An 18,754-nucleotide genomic window follows, 5' to 3' on the forward strand; every position below is an offset into this window, starting at 1 on the left:
GCCGAGATCGCCACCCGGCCCTTCCAGCTGGTCACCGGCCGGGAATGGAAAGGCTCGGCCTTCGGCGGCGCCCGCGGACGCACCGACGTGCCCACCATCGTCGACTGGTACATGGACGGCAAGATCAGGATCGACGAGCTCATCACCCACACCCTGCCCCTCGAACGCATCAACGAGGGATTCGACCTCATGAAGAGCGGACAGTCGATACGCTCGGTCGTGCTGTACTAGAGCCGCGATGCCGGGGGCGCCGCCAGCCACGGCGTCCCCAGGCTGCCCACGTCATCGCATCCAAGCAGCGCCAGGACACGGTCGATGTCCTGGCGGACCAGGTCCAGCGCGGCCGCCACGCCCGCTTCTCCGGCCGCGGCCAGCCCGTACATGGGCAGGCGTCCCATCAGCACGCCACGCGCGCCCGAGGCCAGCGCCTTGACCACGTCGCCCCCACGGCGGATGCCGCCGTCCAGCAGCACGGGCCGATCGCCCGCGGCTTGCGCCACCGCGGGCAGCGCCTCCAGGCTGGCCGGCGCGCCATCGAGCTGGCGTCCGCCGTGGTTGGACACGATCATGCCGTCGACTCCCTCGGCGCAGGCACGGCGCGCGTCATCGGCGTGCAGAATGCCCTTGAGCCACAACGCGTGCGGCCAACGCCTGCGCAGCCGGCGCAAGGCCTCCCAGTCGAAGCCCGCGTCCATGCGCCGCTGCAGCAGCGCTGCCTGCGCCTGGGCGTTTCCCGCCGCGGCCGAGGCCAGGTTGGCCAGTTGCGGCACGCCATACCGCGCGACCTGCATCAGCCAACGGGGATGCGTCGCCACGTCCCATAACGTACGCGCCCGCCACCGCATGGGCAGGGAAAAACCATGACGCAGGTCGCGTTCGCGCCGGCCGCTGACCGGCACGTCGGTGGTCAGCACCAGATGCCGGTACCCCGCGGCCAGCGCCCGCTCGACCAGGCTGTCGGCCAGACCGCGTTCGATCACGTACAACTGGAACCACGGGTTGCCGCCCGCCCGCGCGACCGCTTCCAGGGTGCTGCAGGATGCCGTCGACAGCACGTACGGCACGCCGGCGCGCGCGGCGGCCCGGGCGGCCGCGACGTCGCCATCGGGCCAGAACAGCCCGGCCAGGCCGATGGGGGCAATGCCGACCGGCGACGACCACGTCTGGTCCAGGATCCGCACGGACTGGCTCCGCTCGCCGACGTCCCGCAAGGCCCTGGGCAACAGGAACACGGACTCGAAGGCCCGGCGGTTCGCACGCAGGGTCAGTTCCTCTTCGGCGCCACCATCCAGGTAGTCGAACACCATGCGCGGCAACCGGCGCCGGGCCAGGTGCCGCAGATCGCCGGCGTTCAAGGCGCGGGCCAGCGCCCGCACGGCCGTGCTCATTCGCCCGGCTTGAATTCGATGCGCCGGCCGACGTCGGACCAGTGGCGCAATTCGCTGGCGACGAAGGCGGGAAAATCCCTGGCGCCAGGGCCGTCCACGGTAGCACCGTAGTCTTTCCACAAGGCCTGGATCCTGTCCGTAGCCAAGGCCTGCGAAATCAGTCCACGCATGCGCTCGACCACCTCGGGGGCTACTTTGGCGGGGCCGAAGATGCCGTACCAGGTCGTCACGGAAAGATCCGGCACGCCGGCCTCGGCCAGCGTGGGAACCGACGGCAGCGCGGGAGAACGCTGGGCCGACGTGACCGCCAGCGCGCGCAGGGCGCCGCCGTGGATCTGGGTCAATGCGGTGGGCATGGTCTCGAACATCAGGTCGATCTGGCCGCCCAGCAGGTCGGTCAGCGCCGGCGCGCTGCCCCGGTAGTGCACGGCCTGCATCTTGGCGCCGGTCAGCAGCTTGAAGTGCTCGGTGGACAGGTGATGCAGCCCGCCCTTGCCCCCGGTGCCGTAGTTCAATCCCTGTTCGGAATTCCGGCCGGCGCGGATCAGATCGGCCAGCGTCTTGAACGGCGACTCGTTGCGCACCAGCACCACGTTGGGCACGGTGGCGATCAACCCGATGGGCGCGAGATCGGTGGCCGTGTCGTAGGGCATCTTGGGATACGCGATGGGCAGGATCACGTGGTGGATGGCGCCGAAAAGGAAGGTGTGCCCGTCGGGCACGGCCTTGGCCACATTGTTCGCGCCTATCATGCCGGCCGCGCCGCCGACGTTCTCGACGATGAAGCGGCCGCCGGAGATTTCCGACATGGCCTGAGCCAGCGGCCGCGCCAGCGTGTCCAGCGAGCCGCCGGCGCTGGCCGGCACCACGAGACGTACCGGCTTGGCGCCGGGCCAGGCACCCGCGGCGCCGGACAGCGCGGGCATGAGCAGAACCGCCAGGGCCAGCAGGCGGCGAAAGGCAATGCGCATGAGTGTCTCCTCTTGTTCTGGATCGGATGGTGCCGCGCTGGCGCTACCCCTTGCCCTTGCCCGCCGAACCGGGCAGCTTGGCGATCTCGGCGATGGCTTCGTGGTCGGGCTCGAACCCCAGGCCAGGCCCGTGGGGCAGCTCCAGCCATCCGTCGCGCGGCTCGGGAATGTCGCGATAGAGCTTCTTCATCATGTCGACGGCCACGAGGTGCCACTCGACCCGCCCGCCGTGCGCCAGGCCGGCGTGCAGGTGCATGTTGTGCAGCGGGAACGCGCCGCCGTTGGCCACCGGCACGTTGTACGCCTCGGCCATGCCCGCGATCTTGGCCGCCTGGGTATAGCCGCCGCTGATGACGACGTTGGGCTGGGCGTAGTCCACCGCCCCGGCCGCGAGCATGTCGCGGAAGCGGTAGGCCAGCCCCTCGTTCTGGCCGGCCGCCACCGCGATGCCGGTGCGGCGGCGCAGGTCGGCCATCAACCGCACGTCGTTCTGGGTCACGGGTTCTTCGAAGAAGGCGATGCCGCAGTCGCGCACGGACAGCGCGAGCTTCTCGGCATGGAAGCCATCCAGGCTGCAGTTGGCGTCGATGTAGATCGAGGGCCCGGCCCCCACGGCCTCCCGTACGGCCGCAACGCGGCGCGCGTCCTCGCGGATGACCTCGTCCAGCGGCCGGGGTTCGTCGCGCCGCTGCAGCGCGCCGTGTCCCACCACCATCTTCAGGTGCGAGAAGCCATCGGCCACGCAGGCGCGCGCCGCCTCCGCCAGCGCGTCACGGTCCAGGAAGTTGAAACCGAAGGTCGTGTAGACCGGCACGCGCGATCGGGCGCCTCCCAGCAGCTTCCAGACCGGCAGTCCCAGCGCCTTGCCCTTGATGTCCCACAAGGCCACGTCCAGCGCCGCCACGGCGTGCATGCCATAGCCGGTCTGCCCGCGCGGACACAGCAGCCAGTACAACTTGTTCCAGGCCGCCTCGTGGTTCATCGGATCCAGGCCCACGAGCGCCGGCCCGGCCACCGCGTTGATGATGTGGGCCGCCACCTCCTCTTCCGTGATCGCGGTCAGGCCATGGCCGACGAGCCCATCGTCGGTCTCCACCTCGACATGGCAGGCCGACAGCGAGGTCGAACGGCGCACGCCTCCGGCCGCATAGTCCAGGGGCACGTTCAGAGGCGTGGCATGTACGCGAGCGATCTTCACCGGCATATCCTTGTGTCATGGCATGGTTGCGGCCGCGCACACGCGGCGCGACCCCAGGCATGCTGACAAAGGGCGGCGGCTCCCGCCATTGCTATTTTTTTCACGCAGGTTTCGCGTTTCGCGCATGCCTCCCGCGGACTCAGGCTGGCAACGGCTCCCGCTGCGCCGACTCGGCCAGGAACTCCGCCACCGACAGCGCCGCCGAGGAGATGTCCGGCGCGTGCCGATGGCACAGCACGAACTGACGCCGGGCCCAGGGCTCGGCGATCTCGACCTGGCGAAAAGCCTTGCTGACCGCCAGCCACCGGGCCACGCCCTGCGGCACCAGTCCCACGCCAAGCTCGGCCTGGATCATGGCCAGCATAGTGTCGAAGCTGCGGGCTCGCACTCGCACATTGAGCTTGCCGTCGCGGCTGGCCGCCAGCCGCACCAGCAGCATGGACAGCGCCGAGTCCTCGTTCAGCCCCACGAGGTCGCAGAGGAGGATGTCGTCGAAGCCTACCTGCCGGCGGCGCGCGAGCGGATGGCCGCGATGCGTGACCAGCACCAGCCGGTCCTCGCGATAGGGGCGAGTGCGCATGGTCGCCGGGGGCGCGCTGACGCCGGCCTCGTAGATGCCGACCTCGGCCGTTCCCTGCACCAGGGCCTTGATCACGCCGTAGCTGGTGCCCTCCTGCGTCTCGATGTCGATGTCCGGGAACGCCTCCTGATGGGCCCGGATATCCGCCGGCAGGAACTGCAACGCCGCCGACGTACAGGCCGCCACGCGCGCCAGGCCCTTGTGGCCTTGCGCATGGGCCACCGCGTCGTTGTGCATGCGCTCGACCGACTGCATCAGCGCGCGGGCGTGGGCAAGCAGGCCCCTGCCCGCGTCGGTGGGCACCATGCCGTGGGGCCGCCGTTGGAACAAGGCCACGCCGAACTGCGCCTCCAGTTCCGCGATGCGGCGCGAGGCGGCGGTCACGGCCAGGCACTGCCGCCCGGCGGCGCGCGAGATGCTGCCGTGCTCGACCGTGGCGATGAAAAGGCGGATGGACGTCAGATCGAAGCGAATGCGGTCCAGGGCGAGGCGCCGGAGCGCGCCGGGCTCGTCCTTCGCGATGTACCGCGCGGCGGACCCGGGCGGGGTGTGCGGAGCTTTGCTCATGGCTGGCTTGTCGATGGGCGGCGATTCCTGTTAGCCTCGCGTGCCGGGACGCGAGCCGCCGGCTCCTGCGAGCCGGGCCCTCAAGCGTACCCGAAAGACTCACCGCCCCCGCCGCCGGCCATTGCGCCGGGCGGCCGCAAGGACCCCACATGCCCGAACTGATCAGCCTGCACCAGTGCTTCGGCGGCCAGCAGCGCTTCTACCGCCACGACTCGTCCACCATCGGCCTGCCGATGCGCTTCTCGGTCTTCCTGCCCACGCATGCCGAAGCGGGGCCCGTGCCGGTGCTGTTCTACCTGGCCGGCCTGACCTGCACCGAGGAAACCTTCATGATCAAGGCCGGCGCGCAGCGGTTCGCGCAGCAGCACGGCATCATGCTGGTGACGCCGGACACCAGCCCGCGTGGCGCGGGCCTGCCGGGCGAGACCGACAGCTGGGATTTCGGCGCCGGCGCCGGTTTCTACCTGGACGCGACCCAGGCGCCCTGGAATCGCCATTACCGGATGTACAGCTACATCGTGGACGAGTTGTTCGGGCTGGTGACGTCCGAACTGCCGGGCGATCCGGCGCGCGCCGGCATCTTCGGCCACTCCATGGGCGGCCACGGCGCGCTGGTGCTGGCCCTGCGCAATCCCGGCAAGTTCCGCTCGGTATCGGCATTCGCTCCCATCGCCCATCCGGTCGACTGCCCGTGGGGCCACAAGGCCTTCGGCAACTATCTCGGCCCCGACCGCGAGACCTGGAAGCAATACGACGCCACCGAATTGATGCGTGCCGCGCGGCAACCTTTCCCGGGAGGCATCCTGGTCGACCAGGGGCTGGCGGACCAGTTCCTGGAATCGCAGTTGCGGCCCGAGGCTTTCGAAGCCGCCTGCCAGGAGGCAGGCCAGCCGCTGGAGCTGCGCCGCCACGCGGGGTACGACCACGGCTATTACTTCATCTCGACATTCATGGAGGACCACATGGCCTTCCATGCCAGGGCCCTGGGCGCCTGAGCGCCCGGCCGTCCGGCATGGACGGCCGCCCCGTCCTCAGGACGCGGCCAGGGTGGCCCCTTCCCCGAAGCACAGCAGGAAACGGGTACCCCGGTGCAGTTCGTCGGTGCTGGACGTCACGGTCAGCCGCCATCCCTGGATGTCGCACACCCGCTTGGCAATCGCCAGGCCGAGGCCGCGCTGGACGCCGGCCGCGTCCGCGACGGGCATCTGGCTGTCGCGCAGGCGGCCACTGTAGTAGCGCTCGAAGACGAATGGCAGGTCGCTGGCGGGAATGCCGGGGCCGTTGTCCGCGAGGGCCAGGCATTCGCCGGTCCAGCTCGCGGTCAGCGTGGCGGGCGCCGCGTGGTCGATGGCATTGCGCACGAGATTGCGCAGCACGATCAGGAGCCCGTAGCGATCCAGCCTGGGCACGGCGGTCTCGGGAACGTCGTTGGCCAGGACCAGTCCCGCGCGGTGGGCGCGTTCGGCCAGGCCGCTCCAGGCGTCGTCCAGGCAGGCCCTGAGCGAGACCTCGGTGCGCGGTCCGGCCTGGGCGCTGCTGATGGCGCGTGCCGTCTCCAGCGTCGACGCGATCTCGTCCACGGCATTCACGATGCGCGTCAGGCGCAGGCCCGCCTGCGCCGACGGCTCGGCTTCCAGCGCGATCAATTCGGCGTCGGTCCGGATGCTGGTCAGCGGCGTGCGGATCTCGTGGCTGAGGTTGGCCGAGAACTCGCGCTCCTGGGCAATGGACTGGTCCACCTTGTCCTGCATGCGATTGAAGGCTTCGATCAGGCGGCCCGCCTCGTCGCTGCGCACGACTTTCATGCCGGGGCTGCCTGGCGCCCACGACTCGATGCGGTCGGTCACCTCGACCATCGAGCCGACCACCCGGCCGGCCAGCGCCCGGGCGGTCCAGTATCCCAGCAGCGTGCAGGCCAGCCAGAGCCCCAGCAGGATGGCGCCGAACTCGTAGACGCGGTGCTCGTTGTCGGTCGCGTCGTAGCGCAGGTACACCCGCCCTTTCGTCGAATCCGCCACCGCCACGTGCCAGACCTGGCCCTCGGTGTTGAGCTGGTACTGGCCCGGGCCCAGCCGGGCCAGCACGCGCGGCACGTCGCCGTTCGTTCCTACCCAGGCGTGCAGGCTGGGGCCGAGCAGGATGTCGCTCCCGGTCCACACCATTTCGCCGGCCTCGAGGCGATGCACGAGACGCTCGGCCTCGGTCATCACGATCTGGTCGACGATGCGGTCTTCCTGCTGGTCCAGCACCAGATAGGCAACGACGGCCTGCACGCCCACGAACAGGGCGATGGCGAGCGTCAGCGCCCAGATGACCCGCTGCTTGAGCGTGGCGGGGCCGGCCATCAGTCGTGCCCCGGCCCGCCGGACAGGCGGTACCCCACGCCGTGCACCGTCTCCAGTCCGTCGAAGCCCGCTTCCGACAAGGCCTTGCGCAACAGGTGGATCTGGCTGCGCAAGGCGTCCTTTTCCGGCACGTCGCTGCCCCACAGGGCGCTTTCCAGGTCGGCGCGCGACACCACCCGGCCGGGGTCGCGAATCAGCACCTCGACGATGCGGCTCGCCTTGGGCGTCAGCCGCACCGGCCGCTCCGCCACGCGCACTTCGCGGGTACGGGCGTCGTAGGACAGCGCGCCGAAGCGGCGCACCGGATTGGCGACCTGGCCCGAGGCGCGGTTGAGCAAGGCCCGCACGCGCGCCTCGACCTCGGCCAGCGCATAGGGCTTGGTGACGTAGTCGTCGGCGCCATGGGAGAACGCGTCGAGCTTCTGCTGCAGCTCGTCGCGCGCCGTCAGCAGCAGCACGGGAGTGGCCTGGTGCAGTTCGGCGCGCAAGCGGTGCAGCACCGTCACCCCGTCCAGTCCCGGCAGGCCGATGTCGAGCAGGATGGCATCGAAGGCATCGGCCCCGAGCCGGTACAGCGCCGATGGGCCGTCGTAGGCGACGTCGACGACGTAGCCCTTGGCCTCGAAATAGGCGCACAGGTTGGCCGAGATCGTCATGTCGTCTTCGACGATGAGCACGCGGGGATGGGGCGTCGTCATGGAAACCGGGGAAGCGCGGGTTTCCAAGTGTAAGCCGCTTTGCCCCGGCCGATGGTAAGGTCGCGGCAAAGCCGCCATCGCAAGGAAGCTTCATCCATGACATCGCTCGTCCGCGCATCGCGCCTGCTCTGGCTGGCCTGCGCCGCGTTCGCCACGGCGGCGCAGGCCGCCGCGCCCGATCCGGGCATCGACGCCAATCCCGAGGCGCAGACCGCCTACCTGCCCAAGCAGGCCGTCATGGGCCGGCGGTTCATGGCGGTCACCGCCCACCCGCTCGCCACCCAGGCCGCCTACCGCGTGCTCGAGCGAGGCGGCAGCGCGGTCGATGCCGCCATCGCCGCGCAGATGATGCTGGGCCTGGTCGAGCCGCAGTCCTCGGGACTGGGAGGCGGCGCCTTCCTGGTCCACTACGACGCCCGCCTGGGCCGGGTCACGGTCTTCGACGGCCGCGAGACGGCACCGGCCGGGGCCACCGCCGACCGCTTCATGCAAGGCGCCCGGCCCATGCGCTTCGCCTTTGCTGTCGACAGCGGCAAGTCGGTCGGCGTGCCCGGCCTGCTGCGCGCGCTGGAACTGGCGCATCGCCGGCATGGCAAGCTGCCCTGGCAGTCGCTGTTCGACGACGCGATCGACCGCGCGCGGCGAGGATTCCCGGTTTCGCAGCGCCTGGCCGCGCTGCTGCGGGACAACGACCGGCTGGCCGTCCAGTCCGCCGCGCGCGCCTATTTCTTCCATGCGGACGGCTCGGCCCTGCGCGAAGGGGAGCAATTGCGCAATCCCGCGCTTGCCCGCACGATGACGCGCATCGCCCGCGAAGGCGCCGACGCCTTCTACCGCGGACCGCTGGCCCGCGCCATGGTCGAGGCGGTGCGCGCCCACGAACGGCCAGGGGACCTGTCCATCTCGGACCTGGCGCGCTACGAGGCGCGCGAGCGCGAGGCGCTGTGCCGCCCCTACCGCCTCTACGTGATCTGCGGCGCGCCGCCGCCGGGCTCAGGCGGACTGGCCGTGCTGCAGATGCTGGCCGTGCTGGAGGCCACGCCCATCGCGCGGGCCCAACCCGAGTCGCTGGCCGCGGTGCATTATTTTTCCGAAGCGGGGCGGCTGGCCTATGCCGATCGCGACCGCTACGTGGCCGATCCCGATTTCGTGGACGTGCCGGTAGCCGCCCTGCTGGACCCAGCGTACCTGGCCCGGCGCGCGGCGCTGATCTCGGCCGACCGCTCGATGGGCCGGGCCGAGCCGGGCGAACCCGTGCACGGCGCGCTCGCCCGCCATGGCGCCGACGACACGCCCGCGCTGCCCTCGACCACCCACCTGTCCATCGTGGACGCCCAGGGCAACGCCGTCGCCATGACGTCCACGATCGAGCAGGCCTTCGGCAGCAAGATCCTGGTGGGCGGCTTCCTGCTCAACAACGAATTGACGGACTTCGCGCTGTCGCCGCGCGACGATCGCGGCGTGCCGGTGGCGAACCGGGTCGAGCCCGGCAAGCGCCCGCGCAGCACCATGGCGCCCACCATCGTCCTGCGCGCCGGCGGCGAAACCCCGCGGCTGCGGCTGGTGGTGGGCTCGCCCGGCGGCAGCGCCATCGCCAACTACGTGGCCCAGGCGCTGCTGGCCAACCTGACCTGGGGCCTGGACATCCAGAGCGCCATCGACCTGCCCCACTACGGCAGCCGCAACCACGCCACGGAACTGGAAAGAGACCCCAGGCTGGAAAGCCTGGCTCCCGCCCTGCGCGCCATGGGGCACCCGGTGTCGGTCTCGTCCATGCCCAGCGGGCTGCACGGCATCGAGGTCCTGAGCAACGGACTGCTCAGGGCCGGCGCCGATCCGCGGCGCGAAGGCACCGCATCGGGACGCTAGGCGCTCGCCCCAAACCCGGGCACGCGGGGAACCAATTTGGTGAAAATGGCGTCCATTCTGGTCCGGTTGGCGCCGCATGGCTACATCCAGTAGTACATGTATGCCGCCGGAGCCCCCTAGGGGCGGCCATAGCCTCTAGAATCTCCGTTTCAGCATTCCAGGCCACGCCGGACGTCCAAGATCCGTGACTGACTCCTCCCTTTCTTCCCCAAGGGTGCGCTCGTTTGCCGCCCGCATGCTTCTCCCGGCCCTGGCATTGTCGGCCGGCCTCCTGGCCGCCGCTCCCGCCAGCGCTTTCGATTTCTTCGATGTCGCCCGCCGCGCCAAGGAACTCGCCGGCGAAAAATACAAGGCGCCCACGAGCCAGCTTCCCAAGGAACTGCGCGACCTCAAGTACGCCGAATACCAGCAGATCCAGCCCAAGCGCGACAAGTATCTGTGGGCCGACGGCCGCACCGCGTTCCAGATCGCCTTCCATCACCAGGGCATGGCCTTCGACCTGCCGGTCAAGATCAACGAGATCGATGCCGAAGGCGTCCGCGAGATCAAATACGATCCCGCCGACTTCGATTTCGGCCCCCGCCAGGTCGATGCCAAGCTGCTGCGCGGCCTGGGTTTCGCCGGCTTCCGCGTCCTCTATCCGCTGAACGATCCCGCCAAGCGCGACGATGAACTCGCGTCCTTCCTGGGCGCCAGCTACTTCCGCGTGGTCGGCAAGGGCCAGGTCTATGGCGTATCGGCCCGCGGCCTGGCCATCGACACCGCCGTGCCCTCGGGCGAGGAATTCCCCCGCTTCCGGGAATTCTGGATCGCGCGGCCCGCCAACAGCGACAAGCACATCGTGATCTACGCGCTGCTGGACTCGCCCCGTGCCACCGGCGCCTACCGGTTCACCATCACCCCGGGCGAGGACAGCCTGGTCGAGGTCCGTTCGCGCGTCTACCTGCGCGCCCCGGTCGCCAAGCTGGGCATCGCCAGCATGGCCAGCATGTATCTATATGGCGCGGCGCAGCCTTCCGGCACCGCCAACTACCGGCCGGAACTGCACGACTCCGACGGCCTGGCCTTCCACGCCGGCAACGGCGAATGGCTCTGGCGCCCGCTGAACAATCCCCGCCGCCTGGCCAACAGTTCGTTCATGGTCGAGAATCCGCGCGGCTTCGGCTTGCAGCAGCGGGCGCGGGATTTCCGCCAGTACGAGGACCTGGACGACCGCTACGACCTGCGTCCCACGCTCTGGGTCGAGCCCGCGGGCAACTGGGGCAAGGGCCGGGTGGAACTGGTCGAGATCCCCACCGCGGACGAAACCAACGACAACATCGTCGCGTTCTGGGTGCCCGAGCACCAGCCCAAGCCCGGCACGGCGCTGGAAATGAACTACACCCTGCGCTGGACGCGCAACGAGGCGGGGCTGCAGGACCCCAAGCTGGCCCGCGTGCTGCAGACCCGGCGCTCGGTGGGCGAAACGCGCGGCACCGACCTGATCCGCCGACCCGACGGCAGCACCGCGTTCCTGATCGACTTCTCGGCCCCGGCTCCGGCCAAGCCCAAGGATCCTCCGCTGCCTGTTTCCCTGAACTTCTCCACCGGCGGCAATGCCGACGTGCTCGAGAACAGCCTGCGCCGCAATCCGGTCACCGGCGGCTGGCGCGTCACGCTGAGGATCAAGGTCAAGGATCCGACCAAGCCGGTGGAGATGCGCGCGGGCCTGGTCAACGGGCAGAACGCCGTTTCCGAGACCTGGAGCTACCAGTTGCCAGGCTATGAAACGGGTGAGTGATTCCATGTCCGCAGCGATCGACGAAGACGCCCTGCGCGCGGGCGAGGCCGATGCCCAGGAGCGCACCCTGCTCGAGGCCTACGGCCCCGAACTGGACGAATACGGTGTCGTCCGCCGCGACGAAGCCGGACGCGTGTGCATACAGACCGCGCCAGCCATCAAGCGCTCGTCCATGGTGCCCGAACCCTGGGTCACCAATCCCTTCGTGCGCGGCTGGCGCCGCGTGCAGGGCCGGATGCACAAGACGCGCGCCGAGCGGCTCGCCCGCCCGCCCGAGCCGCGCTGGAAGATCGCCGGCAGGCTGCGCCGGCTGACCCTGCTGGTGGCCGTGGTGGCGCAGACCGCCGTTGCCACCTGGTACATGAAGGCGGTCCTGCCCTACCAGGGCGGGCAGATCCTGGAAGTCGCGATCCTGCTGCTGTTCGCGCTGCTGTTCTGCTGGGTCTCGGCCGGTTTCTGGACCGCGCTGATGGGCTTCCTCCAGTTGCTGATGGGACGCGACCGCTACAGCATCTCGGCCACCGTGGCCGAAGGCGTGCCCATATCCGCCGGCACCCGTACCGCCCTGGTCATGCCCATCTGCAACGAAGACGTAGGCCGGGTATTCGCGGGGCTGCGCGCGACCTACGAATCGGTCGCGCGGGCCGGCGTCCTGGACAAGTTCGACTTCTTCATCCTGAGCGACAGCTACAAGCCGGACAACTGCGTGCAGGAACAGCGCGCCTGGGTCGAGCTGTGCAAGACGGTCGAGGGTTTCGGCCGTATCCATTACCGGCGGCGCCGGCGGCGCGTCAAGCGCAAGAGCGGCAACATCGACGATTTCTGCCGGCGCTGGGGCGGCGAGTACGACTACATGGTGGTACTGGACGCCGACAGCGTGATGAGCGGCGAATGCCTCAAGCGCCTGGTCGTGCTGATGGACGCCAATCCCGAGGCCGGCATCATCCAGAGCGCCCCGCGCGCCTCGGGCATGGACAGCCTGTACGCGCGCGTGCAGCAGTTCGCCACCCGGGTCTACGGGCCGCTCTTCACGGCCGGCCTGCATTTCTGGCAGCTGGGCGAGTCCCACTACTGGGGCCACAACGCCATCATCCGCCTGGAGCCCTTCATCCAGCACTGTGCGCTGGCGCCGCTGCCCGGCAAGGGCAGCTTCGCCGGCGCCATCCTGTCGCACGACTTCGTCGAGGCCGCGCTGATGCGGCGCGCCGGCTGGGGCGTCTGGATCGCCTACGACCTGCCTGGCAGCTACGAGGAACTGCCGCCCAACCTGCTGGATGAACTGCAGCGCGACCAGCGCTGGTGCCAGGGCAACCTGATGAACTTCCGGCTGTTCCTGATCAAGGGCCTGCACCCCGTACACCGCGCCGTGTTCCTGACCGGCGTCATGTCCTACCTGTCAGCGCCGCTGTGGTTCCTGTTCCTGGCGCTGTCCACCGCGCTGCTGGCGGTCCACACGCTGACCGAGCCGCAGTATTTCGTCACGCCGCACCAGTTGTTCCCGATCTGGCCGCAGTGGCATCCGGAGGAGGCCATCGCGCTGTTCTCGACCACGGCGGTGCTGCTCTTCCTGCCCAAGATACTGAGCGTGCTGCTGGTCTGGGTGAAAGGCGCGCAGGGCTACGCGGGCTCGGGCAAGCTTTTGTGGTCCATGCTGCTGGAGGTCTTGTTCTCCATGCTGCTGGCGCCGATCCGCATGCTGTTCCATACCCGCTTCGTGGTGGCGGCGTTCCTGGGCTGGAAGGTGCAATGGAAATCGCCGGCCCGCGCCAACAACGAGACGCCCTGGCGCGAAGCCTTCCGGCGCCACGGCCTGCAGACGCTGCTGGGCGTGTGCTGGGGCCTGCTGGTCGCCTGGCTGAATCCGAACTTTCTGTGGTGGATGATCCCCATCCTGGCTTCGCTGCTGCTGGCCATCCCGCTGTCGGTGATGTCCAGCCGCGTCAGCCTGGGGAAAGGCGCCTTCGAAGACGGGTTGTTCTGCATACCCGAGGAAACATCTCCGCCGCGCGAGCTCCACGACACCGCGCGCTACAACGAGGAAAACCAGGCCCGTCCCGCGCCCGGATTCATGGATGCGCTGACGGACCCCGCCGCCAACGCGCTGGCGCGCGCCTTCGCCACCGGCCGCCACCTGCCCGGCCACCCGCTGATCGAGGCGGCGCGCGCGCGGCTGGTCGACGAGGTACTGGAAAAGCATCCCGAACACCTGCCGGATCCCACGCGCATGCGATTGCTGGACGACCCCGAAGTCCTGGCCCGCGTGCACCGGGCGCTGGCCCGGCCGGCGGCCCAGGTCCGCGCGGCCTGACCCCCTTTCCCAGGACGCTGCCATGCAAGACGGAAAACGAAAGACGACGACGCGGCGACTGCTGGGCGCCTGCCTGGCGGCCCTCGTGGCCCTTGGCGGAGCCAGCGCCGCGATGGCACAGACCGCGGCCGACATGGACGCGCGGCTCGACACGCTGTTCGGCGAACATGCGCCCTATCGCGGGTTCTTCGACAAGCTGAAACAGGCCGTCGCAACCGGGGACAAGGCGGCGGTCGCCGCGATGGTCGACTATCCTTTCCGGACCCGCGTGGAAGGCAAGGCCGTGACGATACGCGATGCGGGCCACTTCATCGCGGACTACGACAGCATCGTCACGCCCAAGGTCAAGGATGCCGTCTCGCGGCAGGCCTACCCTGAGCTCTTCGCCAACTGGCAGGGCATCTCCATCGGCTCGGGCGAAATCTGGTTCGGCGGCGTCGGCAAGCGCAACGACGTGAAGATCACGGCCATCAATCACTGAGGCACAGGGGCCGGCCCGATCCCGCGCCTACTCGCCGCCGGCTTCGCCCGGCCCCGGCAGGCCTTTCCGCCCACGGGCTTCGCGCCTGAGTTCCTTCGGCGTCACGGCCCGCAGCCTGCGCATGACCGCCGTCATGTGGCTGTGGCTGGAAAACCCGGCGGACCGGGCGATCTCCGCCAGCGACAGGGACGTCGTGGTGACCAGGCGCTCGGCCCGCTCCAGCCGGAGGCGCAGGAGATATTGGTGCGGCGGCTGGCCGGTCATCTGCCGGAAAGCCCGCAGGAAATGGCTGGGGGACAGGCCCGCCACCCGGGCCAGCACTTCGACGGACATGTCTTCCGCCACGTGAGCCTGGATATGGTCATGTACCCTGCGCCAGGCGGCTGGGGCCATGCCGCCCGCCGGCCTGGCCCGGCCGCGCCCGGCCAGCGATGAATGATGCCGCAGCAGGGACGTCGCGAACAGCGTGGACAGGGCATCCAGGCAGAGCGGATTGGATGCTTCGCCGCGCTCCAGTTCCGCCTTGAGCATCTTCGCCAGCGGCATCATCCTCGCATCCACGGTGCCCAAGGGCGGCGGATGCAGCTCGAAATCGGTCCGGCCGAACTCGAGGCCCGCCAACCGCGCAAGATGCCTGGGCTCCAGGGCGACCAGCAGGTTTTCCTTGTCGACCAGCCACCGCGCGGAAAAGTCCGAGCCGGTCGGAATGATTTCCAGCGCTCCCGCAGGAGCAAGGCCGGCGACTCGGCGATCACTGTTGAGCGAGACCAGGCGCCCCGGCTGCGGGGTGAACAGGACCAGCGCCATGTGCGACAACGGGCGCAGGAAGATCTCGTTCGGGCCGACGCGGGTACGGGTAGCTGCGACCCCGCCCGATTCGTACTTCGGCCCCCAATGATCCGGAATGTCGCCAAGCAAGACCGCCATCTCCCCCCCTTGTCGCCGCCCCGCCGATCACCCTGTCAAAAACTCATCATTCTCGTACATTCCGACTATTTTCCATCCCATTTTAACGAACATCAGGTAAGTGGTTGCTACCATTTCTACCGATGGAGAAATGCGGTTCTCCAGGACATGCCGACATTCGTGGCGGCAAATGGAGAGAAAGAAAATGACGATGCGATTTCACGGGGCCCGCAAGGCCGCCTGCCTGTTTGCCCTTGCCGCCCTGGGGGGATGCGCCGCCCTGGACAGGATGGAGCGCGAGAACTTCCAGCGCGCGTGCGACAACCTGGGCATCGCGCGCGGCACGCCGGCCTACGACCAGTGCATGCTGCAGCAGCAGGCGATGGAGAACGCGAACACCCAGAAAATGCTCGACCGACAGACCGAACGAGAGGTGCTGAAGCATCGCCACTGACACCGGCGGATCAGGGACCGGCCATGAGTTCCGCCTTGCGCTACGCTTATCGACGCAATGTCCTGACGCTCAAGGCCGCGGGCGAGGATATCGTCTTTCCCGGGCGTATCGTTCTGGTCGTCGCGTTCGAGCGGTCGCTGGCGGTGCTGGTCGAGCCCGACCGGCGGCACGGCGGCGAAAACGTGTATGGCATCGGACTCGACGGAACGATTCTGTGGCAGATCCCGCGGCTATCGTATCCGTCGCAGGCCGGCCCTTATGTCGGCATGGCGCGGCGTGGCGATGACCTCGCGGCCTGGAACACGCAGGGGACGACCCTGACCCTGCGGCCGGTCACCGGCAGGCTGCGGGACGTACAGGCATCCGCTCCGGCCGCTGCCGAGCGGCCGCGGCTGCCCGGTGCCGCGTTCGCGCGCGAGCGCGGCGCCGGCCGCAGGCTTTCCTGAACGCAGACGCGACAGGCCGGACACGGCGTGATCAAACAGGCAGGTCGATGTCCAGCATCAGGTAGGACAGGGACTTGCCGTGCGCGTCGCGCGCCAGCGAGATCGTCACGCCGCCGCCCAGCGCCCCTTCGATGACGAAGTTCAGCGCGCGCAGGCGCGGCAGCTCGTAGCGCGTGACCGGCCCGCTGGCCAGGTGCGCATAGGCGCGCATGACGCGCTCCTCGGTCAGTTCCCGGCGCAGGATGTCCCAGGCTGCCTGGTCGTAGGCGATGACCGAGACGTTCGAGGTGTTTCCCTTGTCGCCGGCGCGCGAATGAGCCAGTTCGTGGACCTTGGTGCTCACGGGACGCTCCTCCTGTTCTGTTCGTTCACGGCCGCTCCTCGATGACGACCTCGGGATGGACCAGATGGCGCGGCAGCAGCAGCGAACGCACACCGATGACCTCGCGCAGCGCCTCCAGCGTGCCGCCGCCGCCCGCCGGACCGTTGACGTTGAGCGTGCGCATCTCGAACCCCACCGCCTGCGCGGCCTTCCTGTCCGGGCTGCGCGCCGCCACGCGCAGCCGCACCTCATAGGGCTCGGGCCGCCCCGCGCCCATGCCGTGCAGGCTGCTCATGCCTATGTAGTCCACCCGTATCTCCGGATACGAGAACCCACGCAGCTTCAGGCGCTCGCGCACGATCTGCTCGGACAGGCGGGCCCGGGCCACCGCGTTGGGGCCGGCATAGCCGACTTCGCCTTCGCCTATCCAGCCATCGTGGTAGCCCACCACGACCTTGTAGGTATCGGTGCGCGGGGCCGCGCGCGTGCCGCGAAAGCCCACGCGGTCGGGACCCAGTTGCTCGAACTCGGCCTCGGTAATGTCCAGCACGCAGTCGGGCGTGATGTAGCGCGCCGGATCGTGGATCTCGTACAGCGCCTGCTCGGTGCATGTCGCCACGTCCAGGCGGCCGCCCGAGCCGGCGACCTTGCCGAGCCGGACCGAGCCGTCGGCATCGACGTCGGCATAAGGAAAGCCGATGCGCGCCATGTCCGGCACGTCCTTCTTCCCGGGGTCGGCAAAACAGCCTCCGGTCAATTGCGCCGCGCACTCCAGCAAGTGGCCGGTGAAGGTGCCGGCCGCCAGGCGGGGATAGTCGTCATAGGACCACCCGAGTCCATGCAGCATGCAGCCCACGAACATCGACGGATCGGCCACGCGCCCCGTCACCACGATCTGCGCGTCCCGGGCCAATGCCTCGCGGACGATGTCCGCGCCCAGGTAGGCGTTGGCCGCGGCCATGCGCGGCAGCAGCGACTCCACCGGCTCGCCGGTGTCGAGCAGCCGGAGCTCAGGATGCGCGCGCACGATCTCGGTCACGTCGTCGCCCACCACGGCTGCCACCACCGGCGGCGGCAGCCCCAGCGACAGCGCGTCGCGCCGGATGACGCGCGCCGCCCCCAGCGGATTGGCCGCGCCCATGTTGGTGACGATGCGGATGCCCGCCTGCATGCAAGCGGGCATCACCATGCGCAGGCGGTCCCGCATGTAGGGCGTGTAGCCGGTCTCGGGATCCTTGATCCGCGACAGCGTCTCGCGCGCGATGGTCCGTTCAGCCAGGCACTCGAAGACGAGGTAGTCCAGCTCGCCGCGCTCGGCCAGCTCCAGCGCCGGCTCGAACCGGTCGTCGGAAAATCCCGCACCGGCGCCGATGCGCACGCGCGTCTTGGTCATGGGGTCACTCCGGCTGTATGTTGGCCGCGCGGATGATGCGGGCCCATTTGTCCGACTCCGCCGCCTGGAAGGCGGCCAGCTCGGCCGGCGAGCTGGTGGAGACCTCGGTACCCGTCTTGGCCATCAACTGCGCCATCTCGGGAGAACGCACGGCGTCGATCAACAGCTTGTTGAGCGTGGCCGTGACTTCCCGGGACGCGCCGCGCGGCAGATAGGCGGCGGTCCAGTACGACATCTCGTAGCCCTTGAGGCCGGCCTCGTCCAGCGTCGGCACCTCGGGCAGCATGGACAGGCGAACCGGGCTGGTCGCGGCCAGGGCGCGCAGCTTGCCGCCCTGCACCAGCGTGATCGCCGAGGTCGTGTCGACGAACACCACGTCGATCTGCCCGCCCATGAGATCGTTCAGCGCCTGCGGATTGCTCTTGTAGGGCACGTGGGTCAGTTCGACGTTGGCCATCTGCTTGAACAATTCGCCCGCTACCTGGCTGGACGAACTGCCGCTGCCGAAGTTGAGCTTGCCCGGCTGCTTGCGCGCGAGCGCGATGAAGTCGGCCACGTTGCGCGCCGGGAAGTCGGCGCGCACCACCATGATCTGGTAGCCCTTGCGCAGCAGCGCGACCGGGGTGTAGTCCTTGACCGGGTCGTAGGGCAGGTGCTTGAACAGATGCTGGTTGGCCGCGTGCGTGGTATTGGTCGTCAGCAGCATGGTGTAGCCATCGGGCTGCGCCGTGGCGACCGCCTGGGCCGCGATGAAGCCATTGGCGCCGGGCTTGTTCTCCACCACCACGGTGACGTTGGCCGCCGCGGTCATGGCCTGGCCCAGCACCCTGGCCACCTGGTCGGTGCCGCTGCCGGCCGCGAACGGCACCACCATGCGTATCGGCTGCGAAGGATAGGACTGGGCCGAAGCAGGACCGGCCACCAGCAGGCATGCAAGCACGGCAAAGGGAATCAGGCGGGTGTTCATGGCGTCTCCGGGGTTTTTCGGGCCAGTGTAGGGAGGCGGCCATGATATGAGAAGTGCATTTATCATATTGATTTAATGCAT

The 18,754-nt window shown here is 69.1% G+C and carries 17 protein-coding genes and 1 pseudogene; 8 read left to right on the forward strand and 10 right to left on the reverse strand.

Translation table 11 applies throughout. From position 1 onward, the window contains the following. A pseudogene (locus CDO46_RS17405) lies at nt 1-231 on the forward strand (S-(hydroxymethyl)glutathione dehydrogenase); the annotation flags it as partial. On the opposite strand, the gene CDO46_RS17410 reads toward CDO46_RS17405, so the two are convergent. The 4 genes from CDO46_RS17410 to CDO46_RS17425 form a co-directional block, all read right to left on the reverse strand. Then, entirely contained in the window at nt 228-1,388 is a 1,161-nt protein-coding gene (locus CDO46_RS17410; RefSeq protein ID WP_087839753.1) for an alpha-hydroxy acid oxidase, read from the reverse strand. The pseudogene CDO46_RS17405 and the gene CDO46_RS17410 sit on opposite strands and share 4 nt — an antisense overlap. Further along, the gene (locus tag CDO46_RS17415; RefSeq protein WP_087839754.1) at nt 1,385-2,359 is read right to left on the reverse strand and encodes a tripartite tricarboxylate transporter substrate binding protein; all 975 of its coding nucleotides are present in this window, start codon (nt 2,357-2,359) and stop codon (nt 1,385-1,387) included. Before CDO46_RS17415 ends, CDO46_RS17410 begins: the two co-directional genes overlap by 4 nt. Nucleotides 2,360-2,402: 43 nt before the next feature. Further along, nucleotides 2,403-3,557: a mandelate racemase/muconate lactonizing enzyme family protein gene (locus tag CDO46_RS17420; RefSeq protein ID WP_087839822.1), complete on the reverse strand. Its 1,155-nt coding sequence runs from the start codon at nt 3,555-3,557 to the stop codon at nt 2,403-2,405. Between the two features lie 139 nt (nt 3,558-3,696). Continuing rightward, complete coding sequence (locus CDO46_RS17425) at nt 3,697-4,704, reverse strand: LysR family transcriptional regulator (RefSeq protein ID WP_087839755.1); 1,008 nt, start codon at nt 4,702-4,704, stop codon at nt 3,697-3,699. 149 nt (nt 4,705-4,853) lie between these two features. Between CDO46_RS17425 and fghA the strand changes: the two genes are divergently transcribed. Continuing rightward, entirely contained in the window at nt 4,854-5,699 is an 846-nt protein-coding gene (gene fghA / locus CDO46_RS17430; RefSeq protein WP_087839756.1) for an S-formylglutathione hydrolase, read from the forward strand. Nucleotides 5,700-5,735: 36 nt separating this feature from the next. Here the strand turns inward: fghA and CDO46_RS17435 are convergent, their stop codons facing one another. Continuing rightward, nucleotides 5,736-7,049 carry a HAMP domain-containing sensor histidine kinase gene (locus CDO46_RS17435; protein WP_087839757.1) on the reverse strand — a complete coding sequence of 438 codons (1,314 nt, stop codon included), beginning with the start codon at nt 7,047-7,049 and terminating at the stop codon, nt 5,736-5,738. Then, nucleotides 7,049-7,747 carry a response regulator transcription factor gene (locus tag CDO46_RS17440; RefSeq protein WP_087839758.1) on the reverse strand — a complete coding sequence of 233 codons (699 nt, stop codon included), beginning with the start codon at nt 7,745-7,747 and terminating at the stop codon, nt 7,049-7,051. The genes CDO46_RS17435 and CDO46_RS17440 overlap by 1 nt, the downstream gene beginning before the upstream one ends. 96 nt (nt 7,748-7,843) lie before the next feature. Between CDO46_RS17440 and ggt the strand changes: the two genes are divergently transcribed. The 4 genes from ggt (at nt 7,844) to CDO46_RS17460 (ending at nt 14,185) form a co-directional block, all read left to right on the forward strand. Continuing rightward, a complete protein-coding gene (gene ggt / locus CDO46_RS17445; RefSeq protein ID WP_087839759.1) occupies nt 7,844-9,616 on the forward strand; it encodes a gamma-glutamyltransferase in 1,773 nt (590 codons plus the stop codon). 235 nt (nt 9,617-9,851) lie between these two features. Next, complete coding sequence (locus tag CDO46_RS17450) at nt 9,852-11,396, forward strand: glucan biosynthesis protein G (RefSeq protein ID WP_087839760.1); 1,545 nt, start codon at nt 9,852-9,854, stop codon at nt 11,394-11,396. Nucleotides 11,397-11,400: 4 nt separating this feature from the next. Beyond that, nucleotides 11,401-13,704 carry a glucans biosynthesis glucosyltransferase MdoH gene (gene mdoH / locus CDO46_RS17455; protein ID WP_254914626.1) on the forward strand — a complete coding sequence of 768 codons (2,304 nt, stop codon included), beginning with the start codon at nt 11,401-11,403 and terminating at the stop codon, nt 13,702-13,704. Between the two features lie 22 nt (nt 13,705-13,726). After that, the gene (locus tag CDO46_RS17460) at nt 13,727-14,185 is read left to right on the forward strand and encodes a hypothetical protein (protein WP_087839762.1); all 459 of its coding nucleotides are present in this window, start codon (nt 13,727-13,729) and stop codon (nt 14,183-14,185) included. 27 nt (nt 14,186-14,212) lie between these two features. Here the strand turns inward: CDO46_RS17460 and CDO46_RS17465 are convergent, their stop codons facing one another. Further along, the gene (locus tag CDO46_RS17465; RefSeq protein WP_087839763.1) at nt 14,213-15,112 is read right to left on the reverse strand and encodes an AraC family transcriptional regulator; all 900 of its coding nucleotides are present in this window, start codon (nt 15,110-15,112) and stop codon (nt 14,213-14,215) included. Nucleotides 15,113-15,296: 184 nt separating this feature from the next. Here CDO46_RS17465 and CDO46_RS17470 point away from each other — a divergent pair, with 184 nt between their 5' ends. Both CDO46_RS17470 and CDO46_RS17475 read left to right on the forward strand, forming a co-directional pair. Then, entirely contained in the window at nt 15,297-15,545 is a 249-nt protein-coding gene (locus tag CDO46_RS17470) for a hypothetical protein (protein ID WP_087839764.1), read from the forward strand. Between the two features lie 23 nt (nt 15,546-15,568). Next, nucleotides 15,569-15,991, forward strand: coding sequence for a hypothetical protein (locus tag CDO46_RS17475; RefSeq protein ID WP_132980631.1), 423 nt, complete (start codon nt 15,569-15,571; stop codon nt 15,989-15,991). 31 nt (nt 15,992-16,022) lie between these two features. Here the strand turns inward: CDO46_RS17475 and CDO46_RS17480 are convergent, their stop codons facing one another. From CDO46_RS17480 to CDO46_RS17490, 3 genes are read right to left on the reverse strand one after another with little or no spacing between them, the layout of a single operon-like run. Then, the gene (locus CDO46_RS17480) at nt 16,023-16,334 is read right to left on the reverse strand and encodes a hypothetical protein (protein ID WP_087839766.1); all 312 of its coding nucleotides are present in this window, start codon (nt 16,332-16,334) and stop codon (nt 16,023-16,025) included. 25 nt (nt 16,335-16,359) lie between these two features. Then, entirely contained in the window at nt 16,360-17,706 is a 1,347-nt protein-coding gene (locus CDO46_RS17485) for an acyclic terpene utilization AtuA family protein (protein WP_087839767.1), read from the reverse strand. Between the two features lie 4 nt (nt 17,707-17,710). Beyond that, a complete protein-coding gene (locus CDO46_RS17490; protein WP_087839768.1) occupies nt 17,711-18,673 on the reverse strand; it encodes a tripartite tricarboxylate transporter substrate binding protein in 963 nt (320 codons plus the stop codon). Between the last annotated feature and the right edge of the window lie 81 nt (nt 18,674-18,754).

It is taken from the genome of Pigmentiphaga sp. NML030171, assembly GCF_002188635.1.
Classification (GTDB): domain Bacteria; phylum Pseudomonadota; class Gammaproteobacteria; order Burkholderiales; family Burkholderiaceae_B; genus Pigmentiphaga; species Pigmentiphaga daeguensis.

Coding starts and splice junctions, on each gene's coding strand:
- CDO46_RS17410 (WP_087839753.1), bottom strand. CDS start 1,388: ATGAGCACGGCCGTGCGGGCGCTGGCCCGCGCCTTGAACGCCGGCGAT.
- CDO46_RS17415 (WP_087839754.1), bottom strand. CDS start 2,359: ATGCGCATTGCCTTTCGCCGCCTGCTGGCCCTGGCGGTTCTGCTCATG.
- CDO46_RS17425 (WP_087839755.1), bottom strand. CDS start 4,704: ATGAGCAAAGCTCCGCACACCCCGCCCGGGTCCGCCGCGCGGTACATC.
- fghA (WP_087839756.1), top strand. CDS start 4,854: ATGCCCGAACTGATCAGCCTGCACCAGTGCTTCGGCGGCCAGCAGCGC.
- CDO46_RS17435 (WP_087839757.1), bottom strand. CDS start 7,049: ATGGCCGGCCCCGCCACGCTCAAGCAGCGGGTCATCTGGGCGCTGACG.
- CDO46_RS17440 (WP_087839758.1), bottom strand. CDS start 7,747: ATGACGACGCCCCATCCCCGCGTGCTCATCGTCGAAGACGACATGACG.
- ggt (WP_087839759.1), top strand. CDS start 7,844: ATGACATCGCTCGTCCGCGCATCGCGCCTGCTCTGGCTGGCCTGCGCC.
- CDO46_RS17450 (WP_087839760.1), top strand. CDS start 9,852: ATGCTTCTCCCGGCCCTGGCATTGTCGGCCGGCCTCCTGGCCGCCGCT.
- mdoH (WP_254914626.1), top strand. CDS start 11,401: ATGTCCGCAGCGATCGACGAAGACGCCCTGCGCGCGGGCGAGGCCGAT.
- CDO46_RS17460 (WP_087839762.1), top strand. CDS start 13,727: ATGCAAGACGGAAAACGAAAGACGACGACGCGGCGACTGCTGGGCGCC.
- CDO46_RS17465 (WP_087839763.1), bottom strand. CDS start 15,112: ATGGCGGTCTTGCTTGGCGACATTCCGGATCATTGGGGGCCGAAGTAC.
- CDO46_RS17470 (WP_087839764.1), top strand. CDS start 15,297: ATGACGATGCGATTTCACGGGGCCCGCAAGGCCGCCTGCCTGTTTGCC.
- CDO46_RS17475 (WP_132980631.1), top strand. CDS start 15,569: ATGAGTTCCGCCTTGCGCTACGCTTATCGACGCAATGTCCTGACGCTC.
- CDO46_RS17485 (WP_087839767.1), bottom strand. CDS start 17,706: ATGACCAAGACGCGCGTGCGCATCGGCGCCGGTGCGGGATTTTCCGAC.
- CDO46_RS17490 (WP_087839768.1), bottom strand. CDS start 18,673: ATGAACACCCGCCTGATTCCCTTTGCCGTGCTTGCATGCCTGCTGGTG.